This is a genomic window from Emticicia sp. (assembly GCF_043780375.1).
GTDB lineage: Bacteria > Bacteroidota > Bacteroidia > Cytophagales > Spirosomataceae > Emticicia.
The window spans coordinates 16,177-37,255 of the sequence record NZ_JAYWCU010000149.1 but is presented as its reverse complement, the minus strand read 5'-3'; the positions used below and the strand labels follow the sequence as shown (position 1 = coordinate 37,255).

At 35.0% G+C, this 21,079-nt stretch carries 17 protein-coding genes; 4 read left to right on the top strand and 13 right to left on the bottom strand.

From position 1 onward, the window contains the following. Positions 1-721: 721 nt before the first annotated feature. A complete protein-coding gene (gene ade / locus ACH2CJ_RS11915) occupies positions 722-2,368 on the top strand; it encodes an adenine deaminase (RefSeq protein ID WP_394993031.1) in 1,647 nt (548 codons plus the stop codon). Positions 2,369-2,401: 33 nt separating this feature from the next. On the opposite strand, the gene ACH2CJ_RS11910 is transcribed toward ade, so the two are convergent. The 12 genes from ACH2CJ_RS11910 to ACH2CJ_RS11855 form a co-directional block, all read right to left on the bottom strand. Beyond that, positions 2,402-5,857, bottom strand: coding sequence for a ThuA domain-containing protein (locus ACH2CJ_RS11910; RefSeq protein WP_394993030.1), 3,456 nt, complete (start codon positions 5,855-5,857; stop codon positions 2,402-2,404). A gap of 104 nt (positions 5,858-5,961) precedes the next feature. After that, positions 5,962-6,909 carry a threonine/serine dehydratase gene (locus tag ACH2CJ_RS11905; protein WP_394993029.1) on the bottom strand — a complete coding sequence of 316 codons (948 nt, stop codon included), beginning with the start codon at positions 6,907-6,909 and terminating at the stop codon, positions 5,962-5,964. Between the two features lie 35 nt (positions 6,910-6,944). Next, positions 6,945-7,385: a DinB family protein gene (locus ACH2CJ_RS11900; protein WP_394993028.1), complete on the bottom strand. Its 441-nt coding sequence runs from the start codon at positions 7,383-7,385 to the stop codon at positions 6,945-6,947. Between the two features lie 7 nt (positions 7,386-7,392). Then, positions 7,393-8,955, bottom strand: coding sequence for a putative maltokinase (locus ACH2CJ_RS11895; protein WP_394993027.1), 1,563 nt, complete (start codon positions 8,953-8,955; stop codon positions 7,393-7,395). 145 nt (positions 8,956-9,100) lie between these two features. Next, on the bottom strand, positions 9,101-9,871 hold the full coding sequence (dapF, locus tag ACH2CJ_RS11890; protein WP_394993026.1) for a diaminopimelate epimerase: 771 nt from the start codon (positions 9,869-9,871) through the stop codon (positions 9,101-9,103). Positions 9,872-10,028: 157 nt separating this feature from the next. Beyond that, positions 10,029-10,385, bottom strand: a complete 357-nt coding sequence (gene rplS / locus ACH2CJ_RS11885) for a 50S ribosomal protein L19 (RefSeq protein WP_394993025.1) — start codon at positions 10,383-10,385, stop codon at positions 10,029-10,031. Positions 10,386-10,590: 205 nt separating this feature from the next. After that, positions 10,591-11,229: an MIP/aquaporin family protein gene (locus ACH2CJ_RS11880; protein WP_394993024.1), complete on the bottom strand. Its 639-nt coding sequence runs from the start codon at positions 11,227-11,229 to the stop codon at positions 10,591-10,593. Next, a complete protein-coding gene (locus tag ACH2CJ_RS11875; RefSeq protein ID WP_394993023.1) occupies positions 11,226-11,660 on the bottom strand; it encodes an arsenate reductase ArsC in 435 nt (144 codons plus the stop codon). The genes ACH2CJ_RS11880 and ACH2CJ_RS11875 overlap by 4 nt, the downstream gene beginning before the upstream one ends. Before the next feature lie 73 nt (positions 11,661-11,733). After that, complete coding sequence (locus ACH2CJ_RS11870) at positions 11,734-12,204, bottom strand: DUF6428 family protein (RefSeq protein WP_394993022.1); 471 nt, start codon at positions 12,202-12,204, stop codon at positions 11,734-11,736. 59 nt (positions 12,205-12,263) lie between these two features. After that, the gene (locus ACH2CJ_RS11865; RefSeq protein WP_394993021.1) at positions 12,264-12,584 is read right to left on the bottom strand and encodes an ArsR/SmtB family transcription factor; all 321 of its coding nucleotides are present in this window, start codon (positions 12,582-12,584) and stop codon (positions 12,264-12,266) included. A gap of 93 nt (positions 12,585-12,677) precedes the next feature. Continuing rightward, positions 12,678-13,652, bottom strand: a complete 975-nt coding sequence (gene rlmF, locus ACH2CJ_RS11860) for a 23S rRNA (adenine(1618)-N(6))-methyltransferase RlmF (RefSeq protein ID WP_394993020.1) — start codon at positions 13,650-13,652, stop codon at positions 12,678-12,680. Between the two features lie 349 nt (positions 13,653-14,001). After that, entirely contained in the window at positions 14,002-14,211 is a 210-nt protein-coding gene (locus ACH2CJ_RS11855) for an alkylphosphonate utilization protein (RefSeq protein WP_394993019.1), read from the bottom strand. A gap of 777 nt (positions 14,212-14,988) precedes the next feature. Between ACH2CJ_RS11855 and ACH2CJ_RS11850 the strand changes: the two genes are divergently transcribed. The 3 genes from ACH2CJ_RS11850 to ACH2CJ_RS11840 all read left to right on the top strand — a co-directional run bounded on the left by ACH2CJ_RS11850 (position 14,989) and on the right by ACH2CJ_RS11840 (position 18,337). Continuing rightward, positions 14,989-15,816: an ROK family protein gene (locus ACH2CJ_RS11850; protein WP_394993018.1), complete on the top strand. Its 828-nt coding sequence runs from the start codon at positions 14,989-14,991 to the stop codon at positions 15,814-15,816. A gap of 27 nt (positions 15,817-15,843) precedes the next feature. Next, on the top strand, positions 15,844-17,094 hold the full coding sequence (locus tag ACH2CJ_RS11845) for an MFS transporter (RefSeq protein ID WP_394993017.1): 1,251 nt from the start codon (positions 15,844-15,846) through the stop codon (positions 17,092-17,094). An 85-nt stretch (positions 17,095-17,179) separates the two neighbouring features. After that, positions 17,180-18,337, top strand: coding sequence for a DNA-binding transcriptional regulator (locus tag ACH2CJ_RS11840; RefSeq protein WP_394993016.1), 1,158 nt, complete (start codon positions 17,180-17,182; stop codon positions 18,335-18,337). Positions 18,338-18,394: 57 nt separating this feature from the next. On the opposite strand, the gene ACH2CJ_RS11835 is transcribed toward ACH2CJ_RS11840, so the two are convergent. After that, positions 18,395-21,064 (bottom strand): glycosyl hydrolase 2 galactose-binding domain-containing protein, encoded by a 2,670-nt coding sequence (locus ACH2CJ_RS11835; protein ID WP_394993015.1) that lies wholly within the window; start codon positions 21,062-21,064, stop codon positions 18,395-18,397. Positions 21,065-21,079: the final 15 nt, after the last annotated feature.

Here is a 21,079-nt window from a genome sequence, read left to right as displayed (position 1 = left end):
GATTTATCGAAGGCTTTCTTTGTTTAAAGCATATTATAATGAAAAAAACCGTATGAATTAATTATCAGAAGTAAATTTACCTACTCTCTGGAATATTTTATACGTTGGAATAGGTAAAAACATCTAAAAAAAGAAAGAACTCAGTTTTTGGCATGATTTTAGTGACGATACAATCATTCGTACTCAAGAATCATTAAAATGTAAGTTTTTTAAAAGCTTATATTTGAGATATGAAAAATAAAATTAAATTTAACATTCTATTAAGTTTTGGCACGGTTTTAAATGTGGTTTTGGCATCCGCAAAATTTACACACAAAAGACATAACAGCGATTATTAAGTTAACCTGTTATATTATCACTCATTCAAAAAGGTTCACTCAATAGACTTAAAGTCATCTGATATTGTCGGATGACTTTTTTATTTGATGAATTCAATTTTCAAATGTAATCGTCATATTTTTTAGACGATAACTTCACATAAAAGAACATAAATATTAAAGAGCTTTCTCATATCAATTTTTTTGCAATTTCAAATCATCAATAAACGCCGATTTTGAAGTAAATACTTAATAATCAATAGAATACAAAATATAAAATTGGTGAATGCAATAAAAATAATTATAAACGGCATTTAAGTAATCTATAAATCTTTGTTGTAAAATGGTGATATTTATTGAAAAATTACTTATTTTACCAACATAAATATATTTTGTGACCTGCGATGACTACAATTAGTGCCAATATTGTGAATGTTTTTGATAGTACAGTTAAGTATGGAACGCTTACCATTGAGAATGGTAGAATTCAGCAAATTAACTATCAAGGAAAAGAAGAAGAAGGTAAAAAATATATTTTACCAGGTTTCATAGATTCCCATGTTCATATTGAGAGTTCTATGCTTACACCAGCCCAATTTGCACGTTTGGCAGTAGTGCATGGAACGGTGGGAACTGTATCTGACCCTCACGAAATCGCTAATGTTTTAGGGGTAAAAGGTGTAGAATACATGATAGAAGATGGGCGGAGAGTTCCTTTTAAATTTTGTTTTGGAGCTCCCTCATGTGTGCCAGCTACTATTTTCGAAACAGCTGGAGCCGAAATAACAGCCCTCGATATTGTACATCTTTTTGGCTACAAAGAAATAGGTTATTTAGCAGAAATGATGAATTTTCCTGGGGTGTTGCATGACGACCCGATTGTGCTACAAAAAATAGAATTAGCAAAGGCATTTAACAAACCTATTGATGGTCATGCTCCTGGCTTGAGAGGTGCATCAGCAAAGAAATATATTGATGCTGGAATCGAAACTGACCATGAGTGCTTTACCAAGGGAGAAGCCTTAGAAAAACTCAAGTTAGGGATGAAAATTTTGATTCGAGAGGGAAGTGCAGCGAAAAACTTTGAAGAGCTAATTCCACTGGCAGACGAATATTTTGCTAATATGATGTTTTGCTCCGATGACAAACATCCTGATAATTTGGTTGAAGGGCATATCAATCAGTTAGTAAAAAGAGCGATTGCCAAAGGAATTGATAAGTTTAAAGTGCTAAGAATGGCTACAATAAACCCTGTTTTGCACTACCGAATGAGCGTTGGACTACTTCGTGAAGGCGATTGGGCAGATTTTATATTGGTCGATAATTTAGTAGATTTTAATATTTTAGAAACCTATATTAATGGAAATAAAGTTGCCGAAAAAGGAATTTCTTTGATTGAGAATTTGCAGAGTGAAATTGTTAATAATTTCGATTGTGAACCAATAACTCCAACGCAAATTGAATTGGCTGTACCCAATGAGCCTAAACGAATGAGAGTTATACAAACCATTGATGGCCAATTGATTACAAATGAAATATTTGTTCAACCAAAGATTAAAGATGGATTGATAGTTTCTGATTTAGAAAAAGATATATTGAAAATAGTAGTTTTGAATCGCTATCGAAATGCTCCTCCTGCTATTGCATTTATCAATAATTATGGATTGAAAGAAGGTGCAATTGCTTCATCGGTTGGGCATGATTCGCATAATATTATCGCAGTTGGCGTGGATGATTTTTCTATTTGTGAAGCAATAAATTTAATTATTCTTGAGAAAGGTGGCGTGGCTGCTGTGAGTAATATAAAAAGAGGTGTTTTGGGTTTGCCAATTGCAGGTTTGATGAGTAGTGAAGATGGCTACAAAGTGGCAGAAAGTTATACGATGATCGACCGATTTGTAAAAGAACAACTTGGGAGCACGCTCATTTCGCCTTTTATGAGCCTTTCATTTATGGCGTTATTGGTTATTCCTGCCTTGAAATTAAGCGATTTAGGTCTTTTTGATGGAGAAAAATTTGAATTTGTTGATTTATTTGAAAATGTAGTCTGAATAAATGATCAGATTTATTCAGACTAACATTTATTAATCAAACTTAACAGACTTGAACTTAATAATCTTGTCAGTAGGCTTGTCTTTTTTTATTGCTACAAAATACAAATCTTGAAAATCCGTTTCTGAGTTTTCTAATTTACAGTCAATCCATTTCATTGTGTCCCAATTTCCTGTGGGTTCATATTTTACTTTGCCGATTATTGGTCCCGCTACTGAGTTTTTTCTGATTTCAATTTCTCCACTTTTATCTTGCGAAGCATATTCAAAACTGATGGTTTTTATTCCTGTTAAGTCAATATTTCTGTACAAAAGATAGGCTTTTGAGTCACCTTGACGTAATTGTCCCCATTCAAATATAAATCCAGGGTGTAAATCTGCGTCCATTGCTCTGAGAGTATTATATTTCAATCTAATAAAATCAGAACTCGTTTGTGCGGGTGCATCACTGGTTTTATTGTCAGTATATTGTGTTTTTAGTGTGTAAAAACCTTTTGGATTATCAGTTTTATGTTCAGACAATGCCAAAGAACCTTTTTGTGGAATCGCCTTAAATGCCTTCTTAGGGTCGCTCAATGACAAAATGTATTTCACCATTTCATTGACATCTTGTTTTGCTAATTGTGGGTGAGCAGCCATTACATGAATCGTTCCCCAAGTACCACCGCCACCTTCGATAATTTTTTTAGTCAATAACTGCAAAGAGCCTTCACGACCAGCATATTTTTTCGAAATGTCGGTAAAAGAAGGTCCAACGGCTTTTTTATCAACTGTATGACAGGCTTTACAATCGCTTGTTTCCATCAATGTTTTGCCAATAGAACCCGACTCAACTGTAGAAATAGCTTTTGCCCCACCTACAGGTTCTGCATCGGGGCTGAAAGGCTGTGGATTATAATTATAAACTGTCTTCAGTTTTTTAGGATTAATCGCTTTATCTTCGGCATCTTTCACATCAATTTCATAAGAAAATGGCTGATTATCCCAATAGAATGATTTATTTTTAGTCGATTTTATAGCAATAAAAGGTTTTTCATTTCCTACAACTACCAACAAAGTGTCAATATTTGAGCTGCCTTTTTGGTCGCTTACTTTGAATAAAAGTTTGTATTTACCCGATTTAGTGAAAGTATAATCGGCACTTGGTTTATTAGAAATTATTTTACCGTTGAGTAACCATTGATAGCTTAATTTATCATCAAAATCAAGGTCAGTGCCTCGTCCAGTAACTTTTACTGTTAAAGGTGCTTTACCAACTATCTCTTTGGGTTTTGGAAAATTTTTGTTTTCGGAAGTAATAAAAGATTGTGCGTTTACCTTTTCAATCAATTTTGAATCAGCAAAATATGCATCTGCTTTTGGTGACCTATTATCACCATTATATTCGATTTTTACTAATCTTGCATCAATATTGTCTGCTCCATAAACTGAACCATATTCCAAAACATACATTACACCATCGTTGCCGAATGTCAAGTCAATTGGTCGTCTAAAATCGCCATTGGTTGGCATAAACTTCTCATTTCTTACATAATTTTCATTTTCATCTAACCTCAAAGCAAGCATCCAATTTCTCATCCAATCAAAAACAAATAATGCTCCATCATAATATTCAGGAATTTTGTTTTTTGAAGTAGAATTTTTATCAAAAGTATAAAACTCGCCAGCCATAGCACTACGCCCGCCCAAACCTAACTCTGGAAAATCGGACGAAAGGGCATAAGGATACCAAATCATTGGAGCAACGGCAGGGGGTAATTCGGTCAAACCGGTATTGTTTGGCGAATTATTGATAGGTTTTTTAGGGTCATATTTGGGGCCCGCTTTTGAGGTTTCAAAATCCCATTCGGTGTAAGCATAATTATTACCAACAAAATAAGGCCAGCCGTAGTAACCTGGTTTTTTGGCTTGATTAAATTCATCATAACCTCTTGGTCCACGTTCTTTGTCTTCACCTGCATCGGGCCCAATTTCTCCCCAATAAACGGTCGAAGTTTTTGGATTTACCGCAATTCTGTATGGATTTCGGCAACCCATTGCAAATATTTCTGGTTTGGTTCGTTCCATACCTTTTGGAAACATATTTCCTTCAGGAATAGTATATGGGGCAGCCCCCGCTGTTACATCATTTTCAGGGTGAATTTTTAAGATTTTTCCTTTGAAATCATTTGTATTTGCCGCCGACCTTTGGGCATCCATCGGAAAATATTTTTCATCTTTTCTTTCATCAATTGGAGCATAACCATCTGATGGAAAGGGAGTTGTACCATCGCCAGTTGATAAAAATAAATTACCTTTTTTGTCAAAAGCCAGCGAGCCACCATGATGTGAACCACTATTGATTTGAACTGGCACTTGCAATAATATTTTTTCTGAACCTAAATCAAGTGTATTGTCAGCATTAACTTTAAATCGTGATAAGTTGAACAAAATAGGTTCGCCTTCAATTGGAGGGGAATAATACAAGTACATCCACTGGTTTTGTTCAAAATTTGGGTCAAGCGTAATTCCTATCAGCCCAGTGCCACCTTTCATTACTAAAGGAAACCGATGTACTAATTTATGTTCGTTGGTTTTGGTGTTAAAAACAGAAAGATTTCCTGCCAATTCAGTAAAAAATACTCTGCCATCTTTGGCAATTGCCAATTCCATTGGATTATTAAGGTCGTTTACTAAGACTGTTTTTTCAAACCGATTTTCTTCGGGAACTGCTTTTGAGTACGATTTAGCATAATTTAAAGGTTTGCTATTGCCCATCGCATATTTTATTCCACCCAAAAGATGTTGAAGATAGAGGGGTTCTGCATAACTTTCATCAGTGTGACCATTGGCAGTATAAAATGCTCTGCCACCATCATATTCATGGTACCAAGCAATCGGGTGATTTCCACCATTTGTGCCACCTTCGTAGGTGTTTTCGTTTAAATATGCCAAAGGTTTAATACCATGGTACAAGTATTTGAAATTATACCATTCGTCAGTTCTTTCCCACTGTGCTGGTAAATGTGCCGATGCAATGTGCTGATTATCAGTTACTTCTACTGTTGCTTTTCTGATATTTGAATTATTTGGGTGGCTACCAAAATACGCTCCAACTAACTCTCCGTACCAAGGCCAAGCATATTCGGTATCGGTTGCAGAGTGGATTCCAACGAAACCACCTCCTGCTTGAATGTACCGCTCAAAAGCTGATTGTTGGTCGTTGTTTAATACATCGCCAGTTGTATTATTGAAGATAACAGTTTGGTATTTTTGAAGATTTTGGTCGGTAAACAAAGTTGAATTTGTAGTCGTATCAAAGCCAAAATTGTTTTCTTGACCTAATTTTTGAATGGCTTTGATACCGAAAGGAATACTACTATGGTGCCAGCCTTTAGTTTTGGAAAACACTAAAACTTTGGAAGATTGTGCAAAAAGTAGTGATTGAGTGATTAAAAACAGGCACATAGCAAGAAATGTCCTTCTTGATGGCAAGAATTGCAGATTCATGGGTGAACTTTGTTATAATGGTTGAATAAATATGATGTAAATGTATGAAAAAAGCCTTACTTAGTCGTGCTAAATAAGGCTTTTTTTAAGAATAAATTTTGAATTTAAAATGGTAATTTGCCTAAATCTACATTTCCACCTGTGAGTATAATTCCAACTTTTTTACCAGAAAATCGTTTTTTTTGCTTTAAAAGTGCCGCAAAAGGCACCGCACACGAAGGTTCTATCACAATTTTTAATCTTTCCCAAATCAAACGCATAGCTGCAATAATTTCGTCATCGCTTACCGTAATGATGTCTTTTACATACATTCTGATTATTTCTAAGGTTTTATCCCCCAAACTTGTCATCAATCCATCAGCAATGGTTTTTATGTATGGTGCTTTTTCTATTTTCCCACTTTTAAATGATAGAACAGCATCGGCAGCACCTTCGGGTTCGCCAGCAATTACTTCGGCATAAGGTAATAAATAATGAGTTGCCAAAGCCGTTCCACTCAATAAACCACCGCCACCAACGGGAGCCATCACTACTTGCAAATTGGGTATTTCGGCAATTAATTCAACGGTTGTAGTTGCTTGTCCAGCGATGACATCGTAGTTATTGAAAGGGTGAACAAATGTTGCACCAGTTCGTTTTATAACTTGTTGAACCGTGCTTTCTCGGGCTTCTAAAGTTGGTTCACATTCTATAATTTCGCCACCTAAAGCCAAAACGCCTTTTTTCTTAATTTCGGGGGCATTGTTTGGCATCACAATATAGGCTTTTGTACCAACAGTTTTTGCCGCTAAAGCAATTGCTTGTGCATGATTGCCCGAAGAATGGGTAGTAATACCTTTTTCTTGTTCTTCTTTCGATAAAGACAAAACCGCATTCATACCTCCACGTGCTTTGAATGCTCCAATTTTTTGAAAATTTTCACATTTAAAATAAATTTCGCAACCAGCCAATTCATTAATACTCTGCGAACTAAGCACAGGCGTTTGATGAATAAAAGGCTTTATTCGCTCATGTGCATTTTGTATGTCTTGTAGGTTTGGAATATGATTCATTTGTTTGGAGTACAATTTTTCAAATTGCACAAAAATTATCTTATGTAAAAAATATAATCAGTTGTAGGTAAATTATCTACTTGATTTTTCAGTAAAAGAGTCACCTGCCCACGATGATAAGCAGCGTGTAAAGCGAGGTGAGTTAGAATCTGATTAATTGTATTTGTATGATGCTCTCCTTTAGAGTTTTGATAAGCAATCAATTGATTAATGTCTTGATTATCAAGTAGTTTGGAAAGGTCAGTATAATTTATTTCTAATAATTCAAGCATTATACTACTGTCAAAAAGCTCCCAAACCTTTGGTTCATTTTTGTTGCCATTAATACGGTCGAACCAAATTCTTTGTGTGGCAATGGTATGAGAAAAAATCTCAATTGCTCGTTGAGGTGGTTCGTTTGCAATAATCAAAGTTTCTAAAACTTTAAGATTTGCCCAATATTCGTGTTCAAAAAGTTGTTTGAAATATGCCTTCATTCTAATATTATCTTCTCAGTTTCTCTACTTCTGCCAAAACTTCTGCGATACCTTTCAACGGAATTTTTACCCAAGATGGGCGGTAATTTACTTCATATCCAATTTCGTAAACTGCTTTTTCGAGTAAATGAAAAAGTAATAAATAATTGATTTCGTTGGTATCTTTAAAAAGTGGATGGGGCGTTCCGAAAACTGCTAAATATTCTTCTAAATAGGTATCTTTAATGAGTTTATACCAACGATCGGCTGCACGTTGCAGCACAATTGGGTCTATTGTACTTGTTTCTGCTGAATTAAATAACTTTGCCGAAACAGCATAATGGTACGATCGAATCATGCCTGCCACATCTTTTAGTGGCGAATGTTTTATCTTACGTTGAGTAATAGTGCTTTCGGGTTCACCTTCAAAATCGATGATAACCAAGTCGTCTTCAGTTGCTAAAACCTGTCCCAAATGATAGTCGCCATGAATGCGAGTGCGGTAAGAAAAAAGTGGTCGTGTAAGCACTTGATCAATAAAATCAAGTATCAAATCTTTGGCTTCCATAAAACGCCAAGCTAAAGATTGGGCTTGTTCGTCAAGACGTAAGTAATTGTCTGTCAGTAAGTTATATCTTTTTTCGAGTAGTATTTCAAATTTTTCGTGTAGATAACGTCGGTATTGGCGGTCGAATGGTTCTGCATTGAAGGCCTCTGCTCCACGTAAGGAAAAAAGTGCTTTGTGCATTTCGGCAGTACGTACCGCAAGTTGAGCAACTTTATCAAAAACCGATTCTTTTATCTGAAAATTACCATCTACGAATGCTTCCAAAAAATCATTCAGATAGTCTCCTGTCATGCTCCAATCGTCTTTTAGGCTTTCGACAACTTCTACCATTACGCCAAAAGTTATTTCAGGGTCGTTGGCACGCTTCCAAGTTATGCTACCTGCAAAACGTGGGATATTTTTGAAATCAGAATTTTGAGTGATAAACTCTACCATTTCCACTTCTGGATTGGTTTCAGCATAGATTTTTCGGTAAAGTTTGAGAAAATATTTGCCACCAAATATCATGGCTGAGTTGGAAGAATCAACATCTGGTAAACAAGACTCAATCGGTCGGTGTTCGACAACCTCCGACTCAGCAATTAATACTTTTCCTTTTACAAATGAAAGTTCACCATCATGCTGTTGTTTGACTTGTTTTTGGTTATAAATGCCTTCAAATAAGGCACTTCTGAAATTTTCGTCATAAATAGCATCAACCAAAAAACCATTTTTATCGTCCATGCTGGCTTTGCTCAAAATTCCTTTTTCGGGTATTTTTTGCGTACCCTCTTCAATAAATGAAAGAGGCAAAAGATATAATTCACTGTCACCCTCTTGATATTTTGATTCAAAAATCATAAAAATAAAGTCATTGAGATGTACAGCATTCCGTACTTTCAATTGCTTAATTTGGCGTGCTTTTCCTGCAAACCACCGACATTGGGCAATATATGGAGGTAAAATATTGTCTTCTAAAACTGTATGAACATATTTGTCCTTTTCAAAGCCATTCCACTCAATGGCTAATACAAACTCGGTCATTTTTTGATTCTTTATTATATGAAACGGAAATTAGGAAGGAGTAAGTGATTATGCAAGTATTTGAGATAAATGTTTTGTTAAGAACAAAAAAAGTCTTGCCATACATTGAAGTAAGCCAAGACTTATAGCTAACATTGAAGTTTTTTTACTCCAAAATTCCCTCAAATACCCTCATAGCAGGACCAATTAAGTGAATGTTTTGAAAATTATCCTCGAAAGAGACTTGCAGATTTCCTCCTTTGGTAATAACTTTTATCGGGCTTTTCATGCCAAATCGAAGATTAGTAGATAGGGCAGAGGCAGTTACTCCCGTTCCGCATGAGTAGGTTTCGTCTTCAACACCACGCTCGTATGTGCGAACATAAATTGTTTCATTGTCAATCACTTGCACGAAATTTACATTTGTGCCGCCACGGTTTACCCATTCTTCAGAATTTCTAACTTTTCTTCCTTCTGAAAATACGTCAACAACCTCAATATCAGTTGCATACGTAACATAATGAGGTGAGCCAGTATTCATAAAATCATACTCAGTGTGGCGTTCTAAACTATGTACTTCACCCATTTTTAACGAAATTACTTCTTTATTTGCTTGGGCTGTATGTTTGCCATCAACAGCGATAAATTTCGTTTCATGCTTGAAAATGCCTAAATCTTCGGCAAAGCGAACGGTGCATCGACCGCCATTGCCGCACATACTTCCTTCACGGCCATCGGCATTGAAATAAACCATTCTGAAATCGTATTCGGGGTCGTTTTGAAGTAATATCAAACCGTCAGCACCAATACCAAAACGTCGATGACATAAATGCTCAATATAAGTTTGGCTTATAGGAAAAATTTCGTTGCGATTATCTATCATTACGAAATCGTTGCCTGTGCCTTGATATTTGTAGAATTTAAGAGAATTGTTCATATCTTTTTAATTTTGGAATGACTGAATATAAAAAAAGCCGCTCCATTGGGGCGGCCTTTTCCTACACAAAATTATGAAAAAGCTATTACTTTTATCTTTAGACAATTTTGAACGTAAAAAGTTATTAAAATGAATAACTTTTTTTTCAAAGTGTTTTTTATTTTTTCTTCAATTCTTTTATACGAGCTGCTTTACCTTGTTTGCCTCGTAGATAGAATAATCTTGCACGTCGTACTTTACCATGACGTACTACTTCAATTTTATCAACACTTGGTGATAAAATTGGGAAAATACGCTCAACACCAATACCATTAGAAATTTTACGAACAGTGAAAGTTTCACCATTAGTACCTGTATTACGACGTTGAATTACTGTACCAGTGTATATCTGAATACGTTCTTTGTTTCCTTCAGTAATTTTTACGTGAACGTTTACAGTTGCACCTGCTTTAAAATCGGGTTGCGTTTGTCTTTTTCCGGCAAATTCAGCCTCGACTAATTTGATCAAATCCATTGCTTTGTTATTTACTTGATTATCAAATGTTTACTCGCTTAGTGAAGCGGCTGAACTGTACAAACCCAGCATTCTCCTAATCGGGCTGCAAAGATAATCAATCTTGCTTGTAAATCCCAAAAAACGAATAAAATTTTACTTTGTTGTATTTGTTAATGCTAATGTATAAAAAAAAATATTAGATGTTTAATTTTGAATGAAAAAATTACGAAAATATTTTTCGCCAACTCAAAACTGATAATATTGCACCAAAAATAGGGGCAAAGATATATAATCCAAGCGATTGTAGGTTGCCTGAAATCAAGGCTGGAGAAAATGAACGGGCAGGATTCATGGATGCTCCACTGATTGGTCCGGCAAACAAAGCTTCCAATAAAACCGTCCCCCCGATTGCTATTCCAGCTAAATTTTGGACTTCTTTTTTGCCTTGCGAAGTATGAATAATGACTAACATCAAGAAAAAAGTCAGAATTAATTCCAAAATAAAAGACTGTGTTTCACTACCCGCTGGCAAAGTCGCTCCGAGATTAAGGTTTTCAGGAAACAACAAATGTAACACTGAGGTAGCCAATAATGCACCAATAAATTGGCTAATAATATATTTAATTGCTTCTACCACTTCAATTTTTTGAATAACCGCAAATGCGATAGTTACGGCAGGATTGAGGTGTGAGCCAGAAATGTCTCCAAAAGTATAAATCATGGCCATTACTATTAGTCCAAAAGTGATGGCAATGCCAAGGTGTGTGATTGCCCCCTTGGATACTTCATTGATGATAATTGCTCCTGTTCCACAAAAAACCAAGCCAAATGTTCCAATGAGTTCGGCGAGGTATTTTTTCATAAACCTTGTTCTTTTACGAAATTTTCAACATACACTTTTATCATATTTCGTACTTTGGCAAATTCGGCAATGATTTCCTCTTCTGTGCCTTTAAATTTGGGTGGGTCAGGGAAATTATGATGAAATTTTCGGAGTGCCGAATCATTGGATTTTCCGACCCAAATTGGGCAATTTTCGTTGGCATTATCGCAAACTGTTAATACATAATCAAAATCAATGTTTTCATATTCTGCTACATTGTTTGAAGTATGGTGCGAGATGTCAATGCCATCAGCTTTCATTGTTTCGATGGCTTTCGGATTTACACCGTGAGTAGTGATGCCGGCACTATAAACTTTTACTTTACTGTGATCGGTGAAATGTTCAAAATAGCCATGTGCAATCTGACTGCGGCAACTATTACCTGTACATAATACTAAAATGTTTTTCATTGTTAATTTGTAATGTATTGATTATTAAAAGTTTATGTTTTACAAACAATTTAAAATGGTGTCTTACTAATCTTTAGCAGCAGCCACCGCCAGGTGTGCAGCAAGCTGTTTGAGTTTGTAAGTTCGATAAATTTATTTTTATTTGTTCGTTTGGAATACCACAATTATCTTGTGCCAAGCAGTTGGTTTGCTTATTTATCAATAAAAAGTCTTTACCATTAAAACCTAAATCGAATTTTCCGATTGTTTCAGCTTGATATTCGACCTCTATTTCGAGGTCTTCCATGCCCAAAACTTTTTCTGAAAGAGCAATTATATCCAATAATTTCTTTGGTTTTAAGCGATGTTCAAAGTCGTTGGCATCCCACAATTGAAAATTTGCTACTTTTTCGTTGCGAACTGTGCCGCCACAATCAATGAAGTTTTTGGTGATAATACCCACTTCAGTTACGTGAAAATGCTCAGGAACTCTCGTACCATTTTCAAGTTCAAAATTCACATTTTCGGCTGTGTTTAAATAGTTTTTTATCTCTGAAAGTTTCATGTTGATATACTGTTTTGTGAGTTTAATTGTTTTTTAAAGTATTCATTCTTAACATTAATCTAGCAACAGCTAATATTTAACATTGGCGATGTTTCGAATAAGCTTTGTATTTTACTAAAAGTTTTCTCATCAATACAATAACAAATGGCATTTCCTTCGATATTTCCTTTGATGATTCCTGCATTTTTTAGCTCTTTCAAATGCTGAGAAATGGTTGGTTGTGCTAAGGGTAATTCGTTCACAATGTCGTTACAAATGCAGGCATTTACTTTCAATAAATACTCAATAATAGCCACCCTTGCAGGGTGTGCAATGGCTTTGGCAAGTGTTGCAATTTCATTTTGGTTTTCGGTGAAAAGATCTGTTTTTGTTACTCCCATAAGAATTAATATTTTTATATTGCAATATTACGATATAGAATTAGTTAAAAAAAACAAAACTTGATTTTTCTTTTTAAAAATTAAGTTTTAAGGTTACCAATACTTCAATTGCCATTCTTTTTGTTGTGTTTTGTTCAAGAATGTCCAAGCGACAATTCTACTTACTTTTTGTCCTTGTTTCATTTCTATGGTGCGAACTTCGAGCGTTTTTACTTGTCTAAGTGCATGATAAATGCTTGGTAAATGCTCTTTTTTAGAAATAAGACTCGTAAACCAAAAGCATTTTGTAGGTATTTCGGTACTTTCATTAATCATATTTCGGACAAACGTTTCTTCGCCACCTTTGCACCAAAGTTCAGTATTTTGTCCACCAAAATTCAATTTGGTTTTTTCTTTTATTCCTAAATTTTTCAGTTTTCGTTGCGTTCCTGCGGTCGCTTCTTCTAAAGATGAATGAAAAGGTGGGTTACAAATGGAAACATCGAAAACTTCGTCAGGCATGATGATTCCTTTGAAAATATTTGAAGAAGTGGTTTGTAAGCGACAGTCGATTTTTCCTTCGAGCGAAGCATTGACTGAAACAATTTTTTTGGCAGATTTGATAGCGATTGAGTCAATATCTGAACCGACAAAATTCCAACCATAAGTTTGGGTTCCAATAATTGGATATACGCAATTTGCACCAATGCCAATGTCAAGCACTTTAATTGATTTGCCCTGTGGGATAATTTCGTTATTGCATGAAGCTAATAAATCAGCAACATAATGAATGTAATCGGCTCTTCCAGGAATGGGCGGGCAAAGATAATTTTGTGGAATATCCCAAAAAGAAATCTTATAATAATGCTTTAATATGGCTCTATTGAGCATTTTTACGGCTTCGGGGTTTGCAAAGTCAATCGTTTCGCTTTTATATTGATTGATTGAAACAAAAGGAGATAAGTCGTGGCAAGAAGCAATTAATTGCTTGAAATCATAGCGAAATCGGTGTGGATTGCGAGAATGAAGACCATTTTTTTCGGTAGTTTCAAGATTCTCAGATGATGTCGCTTTGACTTTCGATTGCATAAAAATAATACTTTTTGATAGCAAAAGTAAGCCTATAATTGGTAGAATCAAAAATATAGCACACTCCCTAAAATAGAGGTGTGCTATGTGTTTAACTAACCCTATACTAATGAATTTTCAAATCGATGTATTTAAACATCGTTACAGTTGCAAAAAAACTGACCCAATAGAGCCAGTTTTTGGTACATGATACATATTTCATGGCTATTTTCTTGGCACAAAATTACTGCATTAAATATTTTGTTCATAGCGTTGAAATACTATAATCAATAGGGGTTTTTACTCGATTTATTGGCTGACTGGTTAACTTCCCACAATATCTAAACCTTTGAGTAGTTGTGAAAATTCTTCAGCCCTTCTTCAAAAAACAAGTTTTCAAAACCATCATAGTTTTTTCTACACGTCCTTCAATTTCTTCTTCGTTATCAGTCAGACGAATGTTCTTTAAAACAGTGCCTCTTTTTAGTACGTTTGAGCTACCTTTTACCTTTAAATCTTTAATAATATGTACTGTATCTCCTTCGTTTAGCAATGTTCCGTTACTGTCTTTTACTTCCATGATTTGTGTTTTATTGTTATATAAGTGATTGTAAAGATGTAAGTAATAACTATTCTTACGAAAAACCATGGCTCAAAATTAAGAAATACTTTGTGAGAAAGTACATTTTATCTTTTAAGGTAAAACTTGCGACATATTTATCACAAGCTGTTTTTAGTAGTTCAAGCCAGTTTTGCATGGGGTGAGTAACAAGTCAATTTTCTAAAACTATGAAGCATTTGGCAATGAAAAGCTTTTTTAAGTTTGCCCAATTCGGAATCACTTGTCCGATTTGTTGATAGTTTTACGGTCAAGCACATAAAGTTCACAGTCTGTAATTGCTTGAATATTCCAACGAGTAGGCTGACTAAATATAAAACTTGATAAGTCAACCACAAAATAGACTTTGGTTGAAATCCATTTAGTCACTTATATTAAAAAAGGCTTTATCAATGAATAGGTACGTCTTAAATCTAATTTCTCAAAGAGTTTTCCCCCAAATCAAAAAATACTTAAACACTCAATGGTATTTTTAGGATTATAATAAGTATTAACAATTAAATAAAAAGTTTATATCATTATAAAACTTTCATCAGTTTGCCAAAGAGGTTGTTTAAGTATTTTGATTTGGGCTTAAAATGCACCTTTTTAACTTACTCTTCGTTCAAAAAAGGCTCATTTTGCTCGCAAAATTTCACTTTTTTAAGCTTGATTGAGTCAAAAAAGTATCATTTATTACCAGCAAAAAAAAACTTAAACAACCTCTAAACAGTTTTCGATGAAAATAAAATTTTTTTTATGAATATTGGGGTTGACTTGGGTGGGACTAAAATTAGGGCTGGTATCGAACTAAATGGTTTGATAACCAAGCAAAATACGACTTTCCTACAACAAAAAGAATCTTTATCCTCTACCATAGACCAACTAATTGAGCTTATCAGACCACTTATTTCGTATTCGATACAAGGAATTGGAATTGGCGTACCTTCGGTAGTTGATACTGCCAAAGGGATTGTATATAATGTAACGAATATTGAATCGTGGAAAGAAGTAGCATTGAAAGATATTTTGGAAAAGGAGTTTAAATTGCCAACATTTGTCAATAATGATGTCAATTGCTTTACGCTTGGCGAACATCGTTTTGGTTTGGCGAAAGGTTTTCATTCGGTGGTTGGTATAACAATAGGCACAGGTTTGGGTGCAGGAATTATCATCAATGAGCAATTGTACGTGGGGCATAATTGCGGTGCAGGGGAAATTGGACTTTTGCCGTATTTAGACAAAAATTTTGAATATTACGTCAGTAATAGTTTTTTTGAAACACAATTTGGCGTCAGTGCTTTAGCCAACAATGAAGCGGCAATAGATGGAAATTCTAAAGCACTCGATATATGGGCTGAATTTGGCAGACATTTAGGAGCAGTTATCAAAGCAATAATGTATGTTTACGACCCAGAAGTTATTATTTTAGGTGGGTCGATAAGTAATGCTTATCCATATTTTAAAGATACAGTTTTTGAGTCTTTAAACGATTTTGCATTTCCTGAATCATTGAAACGCCTTAAAATCTTCCAATCTAAAAATAAAAACATTGCGATTTTAGGAGCAGCCGCATTGAATTCATAAGATATAAAACTTTACTACAAACTATTTATGAAAAGAAATACTTTTATAGTTATCCTTATCTTTTTTATTTTTTTTGTTATTTCTTTTCTTAGTAATATTCTCGGCCCAATAATTCCTGATATTCTCAATAGTTTTGATTTAAGCATTGGTCTGGCTGGTTTTTTGCCATTTGCTTTCTTTGTCTCTTACGGTGTTGCGTCAATTCCAGCAGGGGTTTTGGTCGAAAAATACCGTGAAAAACGAATCCTTCTATTAGCATTTTTATTGGCTTTTATAGGAGCATTGCTCTTTGCATTGGTGCCTACTTTTACTGTGGCTTTACTTTCTTTGTTTATCATCGGAATTGGCATGGCAATGTTGCAAGTGGTTATTAACCCATTATTGCGAGTAGCTGGCGGAGATATAAACTTTGCTTTCAACTCGGTTTTAGCACAACTTTTCTTTGGTGGAGCATCTTTTTTAAGTCCTATGCTGTACAGTTATTTCGTAATAAATGTTCATTCTGGAAAAACACCCAATTTTGTTATAGAAATTATGAACAGAATTGTGCCTCAGACCCTGAAATGGGTTTCGCTTTATTGGGTGTTTGCATTGGTTGCTTTGTTAATGGTTTTGATAATAAAAATGGTGAAATTTCCTGAAGTAAAGCTTAAAGAAGATGAACGCATCGACACGGATAAATCTTTCAGAGAGCTGCTGAAAAACAAATATGTACTTTTGTTTTTTCTTGGAATCTTTTCTTATGTTGGAACAGAACAAGGCATTGCCAATTGGACATCAAAATTCTTACAAGTTTATCATGGCGTTGACCCAGCAACAGTTGGAGCTTCGGTAATATCTTATTTTTGGGGTTTGTTGACAATCGGTTGTTTTTTAGGGCTTATTCTGTTAAAAATATTTGATAGTCGTCGAGTACTGATTTTGTTTACAGTTGGAGCAATTATCTGTTTATTAATCGGATTATTTGGCTCTTTGCAGGTGGCTTTGGTTGCTTTCCCATTGACAGGCTTTTTTGCTTCGGTCATGTGGTCAATTATTGTTTCATTGGCACTCAATTCTGTAAAAAATCATCACGGAACTTTTTCAGGAATATTATGTACAGGCATCGCAGGTGGAGCATTTGTGCCTTTGATTATTGGCGGTTTGGGCGAAATATTCGGACTTCGTTTGGCAATGTTATTTTTATTGATAACTTTAGGTTACATATTGAGCATCGGAATTTGGGCAAAACCATTGGTAACAAATTCTACCATAAAAAGTTGGAAAGAGTTATTATAATAAGAAAATGTGTTTTTTCTAACCAAGTATTTTTCTGATAATTGGCTACCAACCAAAAACTGCTGACTAATAATATCAACCAAACATGTATAAAATTATCTTACTGATTGACTTTGCTGAAGAATACAGCAAAGCTCTTTTGAAAGGAATTGCCAAATATTCAAAAGAACATGGCCCATGGATATTCTGTCGAATGCCTCTTTTTCAAAGAGAAACCATTGGTTTGGACGGCATTTTAGAATGGGCATTGGAATGGGGAGCAGATGGTATTATTGGGCAACTTTATAACGACCCCGATATCGAAAAGTTTATAGCCGCCGGAATTCCTGTGATTGCTCAAGATTTCAAAGAACGATTCAAGGAAGTTCCGAATATAACTGGAGCTCATAAAGAAGCTGGTGAGATGGGAGCAGATTATTTTTTGAAGAAGGGCTTTAAAAACTTTGCGTTTTATGGTTTTAAAGATATTGTTTGGTCGAGAGAAAGGGCAGAGGGTTTTGAAGAAAGAATAGCTAAAGCTGGGCATAAAGTTCATTACTTTGAACATGCAATGGCTCGTTCTTCCGAAATTTGGTATTATAAACCAAGTTCGTTGAGCCAATGGCTCAAATCTTTGCCCAAGCCAATCGCTTTGATGGCTTGCGACGACAATCAAGGGCAACACATCACGGAGGCTTGTCGTCATTCCAAAATAAGAATTCCTGAAGAAGTTGCCGTTTTAGGCGTTGATAACGACGAAATGGTTTGTGAATTTTCTGACCCACCCTTGTCAAGTATTGGTCAAGATGCCGAGAAAGGTGGCTATGATGCCGCTAAATTACTGCACGAAATGATTAAAAGTGGCACTGCCGAGTTTTATGATATTGTTGTAAGACCAACTCAAGTCATTACAAGGCAATCAACCGATATTTATGCCACAAATGATGGTTTTATAGCTACTTCGCTGAAATTTATACATCAAAACATCGACAAAAATCTGCAAGTAAATGATGTCGTGAAGCAAGTTCCGCTTTCACGAAGAGCATTAGAAAAGCGTTTTTTAAATATAACTGGCTATCCGATTTATAAATACATCTTTAATCTTCGTATCGAAAAACTGAGTCAAAAACTCTTGGAAACGGATTTAACTGTATTTGAAATTGCACTTGATATGGGCTTGACTGATAGCAAGAATATTGCTCGCCAATTCAAGCAAATTAAAGGCTGTACGCCAATCGAGTATCGGAATCAGTTTTTGGCTTAGAAGTATTAAAAAAAGTATTGATAAATATAGACTTCGGAGAAGTCGCACTAAAAGCTTTTATAGTTTCATTTTTTCCGAAAGATTATAACCTTTAATTCTAATGATTGGTTCTTTATTATCAGCATCTTTTTTGTAACATTTCACTAGTAATATTTTAGTTTCGTGAGGTAAAAGAGAAACATAATTATCTGACCAAAAAACAGGTAAAATAGCAGCATCAGTCTTTGCATTGGCTAATTCAGTTTCAAGAAAAAACACCATTTTATCAGAAGGATTGCTTAGTTTCAAGCTGATTTCATACTCTAGTTCTGTTGATTTTACCACTTTTTCAGCTTTTATAGTTGTCTTTGGTAAATCATTGAGTGGCGTAAAATCAGCATATTGTTTTTGAGGCGTATAAAACCAAAAATACTTCGACCAGTCCAATTGGTCTTTATAAGTTGATAGCCAATAAAAATTGTCAGCAATAATTTCGCCCGAAGCATTTTTAAGCTTTAAATCTAAGAAATACACTTGGTGATTACCCTTCAATTGTGCCATTTTTAAGCATTCATTGGTAGAGTTTTCTTTTAAATCTACACTCATTTTTTTCTCAAAAACTACTTTTGAATTTTGGTCGAGTAGTTTGATTTCTACTTTAACGTCCTTCAAATTTTTACGAGTATCATTGCTCAAATGAATCGAATTATCAAAATAATTATAGATGATATTGACTGGATTTGCTGCTTTTTTAGTGCCGTAATAAGCACCAGTAGGCATCAAATAGTAGTCGAATAATTGCCAATAAAAATCTGGCCAAGGCGAGTTTAGCATCCATTGAACCACGCCAGTTGTTGTAGGTCTGTTAATTACATGTGCCTCAAACATGGGTCTTATTGCCTCATAATTCATCAATTGGGCTTTAAAAGCCAAATCTTCTAAATCTTTTGCCGTACCGTATTTATTATTTAAAGCTTTCAAATAAATGCCCAATGTATTGAAATCTTTTCGACCAGAATGGTAATTCCAGATTTTATTATCGGGAGGCCAAAGTTCGGCAGCAGAAATCATTTTTTTTATGCTTTCAATGGGCGGAATTTGCGGGCCTGGTCCAGTTTCAGAATTAAAGCCAAAAGCTCCACCCAATTTTTTATCTTCAAACCAATATACAGGTGGCACATATTCATAAGGCCCATTCATTTTCATTCCTGATTTGCCAGTAAGCGTACTTTCAAACTCGCCCGAAGAGACTAAAAATGGTCGAGTTGGGTCATATTTTTGAAGTGTTTCTAAATATTGTTTTTCGAGCGATGCTTTTGGCATGGCATCACTTCCACTCGCCCAAGTAAAAATACTTGGATGGTTTCTTAGCCATTTTACTTGGTCTCTAAAGTAGTCCGAAAGAAGTGTTTCTTCTGATGTTGTGAGTTTTACTGCATACAAATTTACGCCAACATTGATTGGTAAATTCTCATCACCTGGCTTCATTTTGAATTCTTGACCTAAATAATCGGGCCACTCCCATTGACAACTCCAACCAACCATGAGCAATATTCCATTTTCATCGCAAAGATCATAAATATGCTGATTATTGCCCCAAACTCCCTCAAAACGGAGTGAGTTTAGATTCATTTCCTTAACATACCGAATCTGAGCAGCATCTTTTTCGGGCATATAACGCAAGAAAAGGTCATCAACCCAGCCCGCACTTTTTATCAAAACCTCTCGTCCATTAAGTTTATATCCTCTTACATTTTTTGCATTTAAGTAAGTTTCTATTTTTCTAATACCAAACTTGCTTGTTTGCTTGTCTTGCACAATCCCGTTTTCTCTAACTTCTAAATTAAGCGTATATAAATTGGGTTCACCCAGCCCATTTGACCACCATAAACGTGGATTTTTGATATTTAGCTGCTTAAATTCTGATGGTGAAAATTTAACTTCAGTTTTTTGATGAGCTCGAAGTGTAAATTGCTTGGAAAACTCAATATCCTGTATGTGTCCAACAACTTCGACGGTTTTTGCTTCATTGCCATGATTGGTAAGTTCGGCACTGATAGTTAATGTCGCTTTTGATAAATCTTTCACATCGACATCAGGGGCGACAAAACTGGCATTCATTGATACTTTTCCAGACCTTTTTAGTCGAATTTCTCTGTAAATTCCCATATAGTGGTCGGGTGGGGTTGGAGCCCAATCAACAAAACCCATGTAAAAGTCTCTTACTTTTGGTGAAAAAACTTCTACCAAAACAGTATTTTTGCCATTTTTTGCAGTATTTGTAATGTCCAATTCAAATTGTCGAAAGGCACCAAAAATTGTGTCTTGAGAAGCTATTTGTTTACCATTTAGCCAAAAATTTGCTCGATAATTTACACCATCAATCAGCAAACTGAGATGTTCTTTTGCCTCATCAAAATCTTCGATATCAAAGCTATTTCTAAACCACCAACTGTCTTCAAAAGGTTTTCTCGGAATTTTCTCTAAATTATTTCCCATAAAAGGGTCTTTATAAACACCCGCATCAACCAAAGCACCTAAGACCGTTGTTGGCACTGAAGTTTTTGTCCATTTATCAAGATTGATGGTTTCTGACGAAATCGTTTTTGCATCAGCATTGATGTTTTTTGCAGAGGCAATTAGCCAATTTTGATTCAAAACTTGCTCCTCAATTTTTATTTTTGAAGTGCAATTAAATAGTAATAGGCTGATTATCAGGCTAATAAAAATGGATAAAACTTTGTTCATATTAATTGAATTTCA